Here is a 9,606-nt window from a genome sequence, read left to right on the forward strand (position 1 = left end):
GCGGCCCGTCGCCTGGCGCATCCGTGCCACCCGCACGGTGAGGCCATGCGGATCGCCATCGTGACCGAGTCGTTTTCCCCGGACGTCAACGGCGTGGCGCACTCGGTGGTGCGGAGCGCCGAGCACCTGCTGCACCGGGGGCACCAGCCGCTGGTCATCGCGCCGGCCCCGCCGGCCGCGCACCGGGCGGCGGCCGACCGCCAGCCGTACCCCGTGGTGCGCATCCCGAGCGTGCCGCTGCCCCGCTACCGGGGGTTCCGGCTCGGGGTGCCCGGCGGGCGGCTGGCGGAGGCGCTGCTGGCCCACCGGCCGGACGTGGTCCACCTCGCCAGCCCGTTCGTGCTGGGGGCCCGTGCCGCCACCCTGGCTGCGCGGCGCGGGCTGCCCACCGTCGCCGTCTACCAGACCGACGTCGCCGCGTACGCCCGCGCGTATCGGGTCGGCTGGGGCGAGGCCGCGGCCTGGCGGCGGCTCCGGGAGATCCACAACTCGGCCGGGCGGACCCTCGCCCCGTCCACCCGGGCCGCCGCCGACCTGATCGCCAACGGCGTCGAACGGATCTGGCTGTGGCGGCGCGGCGTCGACGCGGAACGCTTCCAGCCGGGCCACCGGTGCGCTGCGCTGCGCCGGTCGCTCGCCCCGGACGGCCACACCCTCGTCGGGTACGTCGGCCGGCTGGCCCCGGAGAAGCGGGTGGACCTGCTCGCGGCCACCGCCCGGCTGCCCGGCGTCCGGGTGGTGGTGGCCGGCGACGGCCCGGCCCGCCGGCAGCTCGAACGGAACAACTGCCCGAGGTGACCTTCCTCGGCGTGCAGCGGGGCGAGGCGCTGGCCCGGCTCTACGCCATCTCGACGTGTTCGTGCACACCGGGCCGCACGAGACCTTCGGGCAGACCATCCAGGAGGCGGCGGCCAGTGGGGTGCCCGTCGTCGCGCCCGCCAGCGGCGGCCCGGTGGACCTCGTCCAGTCCGGTGTCACCGGCCTGCTGGTGCCTTTTTTTTTATTCGGTGGCGCTGGCCGACGCCGTCGCGGTGCTCGCCGCCGACCCCGCCCGCCGGGCCACGTACGGCGCCGCCGCGCGGGTCCTCGTCGCGCGGCGGAGCTGGTCGGCAGTCGGGGACGAGCTGATCGGTCACTACCGGGCGGTCCGGTCCGCCGGGGAGCCGGCCGACGCCCTGCCGGCAGCCTGAGGACCGCCGTGCACGAGTCGAGCGCGCGCCGCAGCCCGCCGGCACCGGGGGCGGGACCCGCGGTGGTCCCGCCCACCGCACCACATAGGGTGCAGGCATGGCGCGACCTGACGGGCGGCTGCCCGACCAACTCCGACCGGTAACCCTCAGCCGCGGCTGGAGCACCCACCCGGAGGGCTCCGTGCTCGTCGAGTTCGGCGGGACGCGGGTGCTCTGCACGGCGAGCGTCACCGAGGGGGTGCCCCGCTGGCGCAAGGGTTCCGGGCTCGGCTGGGTGACCGCCGAGTACGCGATGCTGCCCCGGGCCACGAACACCCGCTCGGACCGGGAGAGCGTCAAGGGCCGGGTCGGCGGGCGTACCCACGAGATCTCCCGGCTGATCGGCCGCAGCCTGCGGGCCAGCATCGACCTCAAGGCCCTCGGCGAGAACTCCGTCGTCCTCGACTGCGACGTGCTCCAGGCCGACGGCGGCACCCGCACCGCGGCCGTCACCGGCGCGTACGTGGCATTGCACGACGCGGTGAGCTGGCTGGCCGCCCGCAAGGCGCTGGCCGGCAAGCCGGAGAAGGTGATGCACCGGTCCGTCGCCGCGGTGAGCGTCGGCGTCATCGCCGGCGAGGCCCGGCTGGACCTGTGCTACGAAGAGGACGTGGCCGCCGAGGTCGACATGAACGTGGTCTGCACCGGGTCGGGCGAGTTCGTCGAGGTGCAGGGGACGGGCGAGTCCGGCGTCTTCGCCCGGGACCAGCTCGACGCCCTGCTCGACCTGGCGGTCGCCGGCTGCGCGGAACTGGCCGAGGCCCAGCGGAAGGCTCTGTCGTGAGCGCGAGGAGTGAGCTTGCGAACCCCGCAGGCGCGAACAAGGGCGGAACGGCATGAACAAGATCCTGCTCGCCACCCGTAACCGCAAGAAGCTCGTCGAGCTCCAGCGGATCCTCGACGGCGCGCTCGGCGCGCACCGGGTCGCCCTGCTCGGCCTCGACGACGTCGAGAAGTACCCGGAGCTGCCGGAGACCGGCCTGACCTTCGGCGAGAACGCGCTGATCAAGGCGCGGGAGGGCTGCCGGCGCACCGGCATGCCGACCATCGCCGACGACTCCGGCCTCGCCGTGGACGCGCTCAACGGCATGCCCGGGGTGTTTAGCGCCCGTTGGTCCGGCCGCCACGGCGACGATCGGGCCAACCTGGAGCTGGTGCTGGACCAGATCGCCGACCTGGCCGACGAGCACCGGGGCGCGTTCTTTTTTCTGCACGGTGGCCCTGGTGCTGCCGGGCGGCAAGGAGCACCTGGTCGACGGCCGCCAGTCCGGCCGGCTGCTGCGCGCGCGGCGCGGCGAGGGCGGCTTCGGGTACGACCCGATCTTCCTCGGCGACGGCCAGGACCGCACCAACGCGGAGCTGACCCCGCAGGAGAAGGACGCGGTCAGCCACCGGGGCAAGGCGCTGCGCGAGCTGGCGAAGCTGGTCGCGAAGGTGCTGCCGCCGGCGGCCTGAGGGCGGTCGGCGGCAGCACCCGGCGGTGCTGGCTGCACGGCCCCGGCCGCGCTGCGGTGCTCAGCCGAGCGGGCCGATCTCCCGCTCGATCGCCGCCCGCAGGCTCGGCCCGGCCACCACGGCCCGCGCGGCCTCCATCAGCGGGGCGAGGAAGACGTCCGGCCCCGGCTCCCCGGCCACCTCGCCGAGCGCCGCGAGGGCGGCCCGCCCGGCCGGGGACGGGGTCAGCGGGGCGCGGAGCTGGAGTCCCCGCACGGCGGCCAGCAGCTCCACGGCCAGCAGGCTGGTCAGGTTGTCCAGCACGGTGCGCAGCTTCTTCGTCGCCGCCCAGCCCATCGACACGTGGTCCTCCTGCATGCCGCTGGTCGGCAGCGAGTCCACCGAGGCGGGGGCGGCGAGGCGGCGGTTCTCCGCGACGATCCCGGCGGCCGTGTACTGGGCGATCATCAGCCCGGAGTTGACCCCGGCGTCGGGGGAGAGGAACGCCGGCAGGTCCCGGTTGCGGGTGACGTCGAGCAGCCGGTCCACCCGCCGCTCGGCGATCGCGCCCACCTCGGCGGCGGCGATGGCCAGGAAGTCCGCGGCGAAGCCGAGCGGCGCGCCGTGGAAGTTTCCGGTCGACTCGACCCGGCCGTCCGGCAGCACCACCGGGTTGTCCACCACGGACACCAGCTCCCGGTCGGCCACCGTCCGGACGAAGTCCAGGGTGTCCCGGGCCGCCCCGGCCACCTGCGGCGCGCAGCGCATCGAGTACGCGTCCTGCACGGCGTGCGCCAGGTCGTCGCGATGCGAGTCCATCACGGCGGAGTCCTGGAGCAGCCGGTGGATGTTCGCGGCCGACATCGACTGGCCGGGGTGCGGGCGGATCGCGTGCAGCTCCGGCAGGAACGGCCGCTCCGAGCCGAGCATCGCCTCGATGGCCAGCGCGGCCGTCACGTCGGCCATGGTGAACAGGTGGGCCGCGTCGCGGATCGCCAGCAGCAGCATGCCGAGCATGCCGTCGGTGCCGTTGATCAGCGCCAGCCCCTCCTTGGCGGCCAGCTCGACCGGGGCGAGCCCGGCCGCGTGCAGCGCGTCGGCGGCGGACAGCCGTTGACCGGCCGGGCCGAGGACCCAGCCCTCGCCGAGCAGCACCAGCGCGCAGTGCGCGAGCGGGGCCAGGTCACCGGACGCGCCGAGCGAGCCGTGCTCCGGGACCCACGGGGTGACCTGGTGGTTGAGCAGGTCCACCAGGGCCTCGGCGACCAGCGGGCGGACCCCGGAGCGGCCCAGCGCCAGCGAGCGGACCCGCAGCAGCATCATCGCCCGGACCACCTCGCGCGGCATCGCCGCGCCCAGCCCGGCGGCGTGCGAGCGGATCAGCGCGTGCTGCAACTCGGCCCGCCGCCGCGGGGCGACGAACGTGTTCGCGAGCGCCCCGAACCCGGTAGAGACGCCGTACACGGGCCGGCCGGCGGCCTCGATGCCGTCCACGATGGACCGGCTGGCCGCCATCGCCGCCACGGTTGACGGGTCGAGGGCTACCTTCGCGGTGCCGCGCGCCACGGCGAGCACGTCGGCGGGGGAGATCCCGGTGGGCTGGACGGTCACGATCGACATTGCGGCACTCCGTTGTGCAGAACCTGGCGGATCAGGGGCACACCGGGCCGGTAGGCCAGGTGCAGGTGGGACGGGGCGTCGAGGATCATCAGGTCGGCCCGGGCCCCGGGCCGCAGCACCCCGACGTCGTCGCGGCGCAGCGCCCGCGCGCCCCCGGCGGTCGCGGCCCACACGGCCTCCGCCGGGGTCATCCGCATCTCGCGTACGGCGAGGGCGACGCAGAACGGCATCGACGAGGTGTACGACGACCCGGGGTTGCAGTCCGTGGCCAGCGCCACGGTCACGCCCGCGTCGAGCAGTCGCCGCGCGTCCGGGTACGGCGACCGGGTGGAGAACTCCGCCCCGGGCAGCAGGGTGGCCACGGTCTGCGAGCCGGCGAGCGCCTCGACGTCGGCGTCGGACAGGTGGGTGCAGTGGTCGACGCTGGCCGCGCCCAGCTCCACCCCGAGCCGCACCCCCGGCCCGGGGCCGAGCTGGTTGGCGTGCAGCCGCACCCCGAGCCCGGCCGCCTGCCCGACGGTGAGGATCGCCCGCGTGTGGTCGGCGTCGAACGCGCCCCGCTCGCAGAACACGTCGACCCAGCGGGCGTACGGCGCGGCGGCGGCGAGCATCGGCCCGCAGACGAGGCCGACGTAGTCGTCGGGGCGGCCGGCGTACTCGGCGGGGACGACGTGCGCGCCGAGGAACGTCGTCTCGCCGGTCACCTCGGCGGCGATCCGCAGCGAGCGGGCCTCGTCGGCGACGGTGAGGCCGTACCCGCTCTTGATCTCGATCGTGGTGGTGCCCTGCCGCATCGCCTCGCCGACCAGCCGGCGCACGGTGGCCCGCAGCGTGCCGTCGGAGGCGGCCCGGGTCGCGCCGACCGTGGTCCGGATGCCCCCGCCGGTGTACGGCTGGCCGGCCATCCGGGCGGCGAACTCGGTGGCCCGGTCCCCGGCGAAGACCAGATGGGCGTGGCTGTCCACGAAGCCGGGCAGGACCGCGCCGCCTTCGGCGTCGATGCGGCGGCCGGCGGCCGGCGCGTACCGGGCCGGCCCGACCCAGGCGACCCGGCCCTCCTCGATCAGTACGGCCGCGTCGCGGCGCAGGCCGAGGGGACTGCCGTCGCCGGTGCCGGCCACGTTGGTGACCAGTTCCCCGACATTGTCGACCAGCAGGCTGCCGCTCACCGGGTCACCGCCTCGATCGCGGCGCGCAGCTCGGCCGGCACGTCCACCGTCAGGTGCCGCCCGTCGGCGACCACCTGCCGGCCGTCGACGACCACGGAGGCCACGTCGGCGGCGGTCGCCGCGAAGAACGCCCCCACCGGCGGCATCCCGGCGGTGCGGGGGCTGTCCTGGCGTACGGTCACCAGGTCGGCGCGGGCCCCGACGGCGAGCCGGCCGGCGTCGGCCCAGCCCAGCGCGGCGTGCCCGGTGGCGGTGGCGGCGGCCAGCAGCTCCGCCGGGGCGAAGTGGCCGCGCCGGCGGGTGCGCAGCCGTTCGTCCAGTTCCACCGCCCGGGCCTCCTCGAACAGGTCGACGACGGCGTGGCTGTCGCTGCCCAGGCTCAGGCCGACGCCCGCGTCGGCCAGCCGCCGCGCCGGCCCGATCCCGTCGGCCAGGTCCCGCTCCGTGGTCGGGCAGAGGCAGACCCCGGCGCGGGCGTCGCCGAGCAGCGTCACGTCGGCGCTGGTCAGGTGGGTGGCGTGCACGGCGGTCGTGGCCTGCGTGAGCACCCCCCGATCGGCGAGCAGCCGGGTCGGGGTGCAGCCGTGCATGGCGCGGCAGGCGTCGTTCTCGGCCGGCTGCTCGGAGAGATGCACGTGCAGCGGCACCCCCTCGTTGCGGCGCGCGAAGGTGGCGATCTGGTCGGCCGGCACCGCCCGCACCGAGTGCAGGGCGGCCCCGACCCGGCAGTGCTGCCAGGCGTGCGACGCGGCGGTCAGCCGGTCGTGCCGGTCGGACCACCCGTCGACGTCGCCATCGCCGAAGCGCCGCTGCGGGCCGGCGAGCGGCGCGCCGTCCACGGTGGCGGTCAGGTAGAGCGTGTCGAGCAGGGTGATCCGGATGCCGGCCTGGGCGGCGGCCTCGACCAGGGCCGCGCCCATCGCGTTCGGGTCGGCGTAGCCGGTGCCGTCGGGGCCGTGGTGCAGGTAGTGGAACTCACCGACGCAGGTGATCCCGGCCAGGGCCAGCTCGGCGTACGTGGCGCGGGCCAGGGCGAGGTAGCTGTCCGGGTCGAGCCGGGCGGCCACCTCGTACATCCGGTCCCGCCAGCTCCAGAAGTCGCCCCGCCCGCCCTGGGTGCGCCCGCGCAGCGCCCGGTGGAACGCGTGCGAGTGGGCGTTGGCCAGGCCGGGGAGGGTCAGCCCGGGCAGCCGTACGGCGTCGTCCAACACCTCGACCCCGGCCGTGGGGTCGCCGCCGGCGGCCAGTGGGGTGACGGCGGTGATCCGGCCGTCCTCGGCCTCGATCAGCACGTCGGCGGTGGGCTCGGCCCGGTCGGGCAGCCATGCGTACTCGGCGAGCCAGCAGGTCCTGGTCACCTCTTCCACCCCCTATGGAGCTGCCCCGTCTGTGCTACCGCTGCGCGGGTGGGTGCGTTCGTCGCGTGCGGCGTCGGCGAGGGGAACGCCGAGGGGCACGCCGCCGCCGGGACGGGTCCGCGTCGCTGCCCCGTTCGTGCGGGCAGCTCCATAGTCGGGCCGGGTCCGCGTCGCTGCCCCGTACGTGCGGGCAGCTCCATAGGGGCCGCAGTGCGCTGTCGGCCGGGAACCAAACAGGTCCGGTTTCGCCTGTTTCGGCCTCGCTCGGTCAGGCGCACGTCAGCTCCGCCAGCACCCGGGCCAGGGCGGTGACCCCGGCGGCGCAGTCGGCGTCGGTGGCCGCCTCGGCGGGGGAGTGCGACACCCCGGTCGGGTTGCGCACGAACAGCATCGCCGTGGGCAGGTGCCCGGCGAGGACCCCGGCGTCGTGGCCCGCCCCGGTGGGCAGCACCGGCGCGCCGAGCAGCGCCGCGAGCCGCCCGCCGAGGTCGCCGTCGAAGGCGACGTTCGGGGTCGCCGACTCCTCGGTCACGGTCACCTCCGTGCCGTCCCGGCCGGCCCGCTCGGCGGCCCTGGCGCGGACCGCCTCGACCAGGCCGGCGACGGTCTGCGGGTCGGCGGCGCGGGCGTCCAGCCAGCCGGTCACCCGCGCCGGGATCGCGTTGGTGGCGTTCGGCTCGACCCGGACCCGGCCCACCGTGGCGTGCGCGCCGCGCAGCCGGGCCTCCTTGTTGGCGGCGAGCACCGTGAACGCGTACGTGAGCATGGGGTCGCGGCGGTCGGCCATCCGGGTCGTACCGGCGTGGTTGCCCTCGCCGTGGAAGTCGAAGCGCCAGCGGCCGTGCGGCCAGATGGCGCTGGCGACCGCGACCGGCGCGTCGTGGTCGACCAGCGCGCGGCCCTGCTCGACGTGCAGCTCCACGAAGGCCGCGAAGCCGCCGAGCAGGTCGGGGCGGGCGCCCGCCGGCCGGTCGCCCAGCGCCTCGGCCAGGCTCACCCCGTCGGCGTCACGCAGCCCGGCCGCGCGGTCCGGGTCGAGCGCGCCGGTGAGTAGCCGGGACCCCAGGCACGGTACGCCGAACCGGGCCCCCTCCTCCTCGGCGAACGCGGCCACCACCAAGGGCCGGGCCGGGGTGCGGCCGGCGGCGCGCAGCTCGTCCACGGCGAGGAACGCGCTGACGATGCCGAGCGGCCCGTCGTACGCGCCGCCGTGCGGCACGGAGTCGAAGTGGCTGCCGGTCAGCGTGGCGCCTGGCGCGTCGGGGTCGCCCCAGCGGGCGAAGAGGTTGCCGTTGCCGTCGGCGGTGACCGGCATGCCCCGGCGGTCGGCCTGCGCCCGGAACCAGTCGCGCAGCGTCAGCTCGGGGGCGGTGAACGCGTACCGCAGGTAGCCGCCGCTGCCGGCGTCGCGGCCGATCGGCGCGATCTCGTCCCACAGCTCGCGGAACCGGTGGTGGTTAGAAAGGGACCCTTCACCTACAGAATGCTTCAACAAGGGGCCCCTCCTTACGCCTCGGACATGGGGACGCGCACGCCGGTGCGGTCGGCGACCTCCCGGGCGGCGTCGTAGCCGGCGTCGACGTGCCGGATGACGCCCATCGCCGGGTCGTTGGTGAGCACCCGTTCGATCTTCTGCCCGGCCAGGGCGGTGCCGTCGGCGACGCAGACCTGGCCGGCGTGGATGGACCGGCCGATGCCGACCCCGCCGCCGTGGTGGATGGACACCCAGGACGCGCCGCTGGCGGTGTTGACCAGCGCGTTGAGCAGCGGCCAGTCGGCGATCGCGTCGGAACCGTCGGCCATCGCCTCCGTCTCCCGGTACGGGCTGGCGACGCTGCCGCAGTCCAGGTGGTCCCGGCCGATCACCACCGGCGCGGACAACTCGCCGGAGGCGACCATCTCGTTGAACCGTACCCCGGCGCGGTCCCGTTCGCCGTAGCCGAGCCAACAGATCCGCGCCGGCAGGCCCTGGAACGCGACCCGCTCGCCGGCCATCCGGATCCACCGGGCCAGGGACTCGTTCTCGGGGAAGAGGTCGAGGATCGCCCGGTCGGTGACGGCGATGTCGGCCGGGTCGCCGGAGAGCGCCGCCCACCGGAACGGCCCCTTCCCCTCGCAGAACAGCGGCCGGATGTACGCCGGCACGAAGCCGGGGAAGTCGAACGCCCGCTCGTACCCGCCGAGGCGCGCCTCGCCCCGGATCGAGTTGCCGTAGTCGAAGACTTCCGCACCGGCGTCGAGGAAACCGACCATGGCCTCCACGTGCCTCGCCATCGACGCCCGCGCCCGGTCGGTGAACTCGGCCGGCTTCGCCCGCGCGTAGTCGTGGGCGTCGGCCGGCTCCACCCCCTCCGGCACGTACGACAGCGGGTCGTGCGCGCTGGTCTGGTCGGTGACGACGTCGACCGCCACGCCCCGGCGCAGCAGCTCGGGGAAGACGGTGGCCGCGTTGCCGACCACGCCGACGGAAAGCGGCCGGCGGTTCCGCTTCGCGGCGAGCGCCCGCTCGACGGCGTCGTCGAGGGAGTCGGCGACCTCGTCGAGGTAGCGGTCGCGCACCCGACGGTCCAGCCTGGCCCGGTCCACGTCGACGACCAGGCACGCGCCGCCGTTCATGGTGACCGCGAGGGGTTGTGCCCCACCCATCCCGCCGCAGCCGGCGGTCAGGGTTAGGGTCCCGGCGAGTGTGCCGTGGAAGCGTTTCGCGGCGACGGCGGCGAACGTCTCGTAGGTGCCCTGGAGGATGCCCTGGGTGCACGATGTAGATCCACGAACCGGCCGTCATCTGCCCGTACA

At 75.7% G+C, this 9,606-nt stretch carries 5 protein-coding genes and 3 pseudogenes; 3 read left to right on the forward strand and 5 right to left on the reverse strand.

What is annotated here, in order from left to right:
* The first annotated feature begins 45 nt into the window (after positions 1–45).
* The 3 genes and pseudogenes from MCAG_RS21235 (at position 46) to rdgB (ending at position 2,684) form a co-directional block, all read left to right on the forward strand.
* A pseudogene (locus tag MCAG_RS21235) lies at positions 46–1,190 on the forward strand (glycosyltransferase family 4 protein).
* Positions 1,191–1,287: 97 nt separating this feature from the next.
* Positions 1,288–2,013 (forward strand): ribonuclease PH, encoded by a 726-nt coding sequence (gene rph, locus MCAG_RS21245; RefSeq protein ID WP_007075040.1) that lies wholly within the window; start codon positions 1,288–1,290, stop codon positions 2,011–2,013.
* Between the two features lie 52 nt (positions 2,014–2,065).
* Positions 2,066–2,684: pseudogene (rdgB, locus tag MCAG_RS21250) on the forward strand (RdgB/HAM1 family non-canonical purine NTP pyrophosphatase).
* Positions 2,685–2,744: 60 nt separating this feature from the next.
* On the opposite strand, the gene hutH reads toward rdgB, so the two are convergent.
* The 5 genes and pseudogenes from hutH to hutU form a co-directional block, all read right to left on the reverse strand.
* Complete coding sequence (gene hutH / locus MCAG_RS21255) at positions 2,745–4,283, reverse strand: histidine ammonia-lyase (protein ID WP_007075042.1); 1,539 nt, start codon at positions 4,281–4,283, stop codon at positions 2,745–2,747.
* Complete coding sequence (hutI, locus tag MCAG_RS21260) at positions 4,271–5,452, reverse strand: imidazolonepropionase (RefSeq protein ID WP_007075043.1); 1,182 nt, start codon at positions 5,450–5,452, stop codon at positions 4,271–4,273. Before hutI ends, hutH begins: the two co-directional genes overlap by 13 nt.
* Complete coding sequence (locus MCAG_RS21265; RefSeq protein ID WP_007075044.1) at positions 5,449–6,810, reverse strand: formimidoylglutamate deiminase; 1,362 nt, start codon at positions 6,808–6,810, stop codon at positions 5,449–5,451. The genes hutI and MCAG_RS21265 overlap by 4 nt, the downstream gene beginning before the upstream one ends.
* Positions 6,811–7,078: 268 nt before the next feature.
* Positions 7,079–8,305: an allantoate amidohydrolase gene (locus tag MCAG_RS21270; protein WP_036374569.1), complete on the reverse strand. Its 1,227-nt coding sequence runs from the start codon at positions 8,303–8,305 to the stop codon at positions 7,079–7,081.
* An 11-nt stretch (positions 8,306–8,316) separates the two neighbouring features.
* Positions 8,317–9,606: pseudogene (hutU, locus tag MCAG_RS21275) on the reverse strand (urocanate hydratase); the annotation flags it as partial.

The sequence above is a fragment of the Micromonospora sp. ATCC 39149 genome (assembly GCF_000158815.1).
Classification (GTDB): domain Bacteria; phylum Actinomycetota; class Actinomycetes; order Mycobacteriales; family Micromonosporaceae; genus Micromonospora.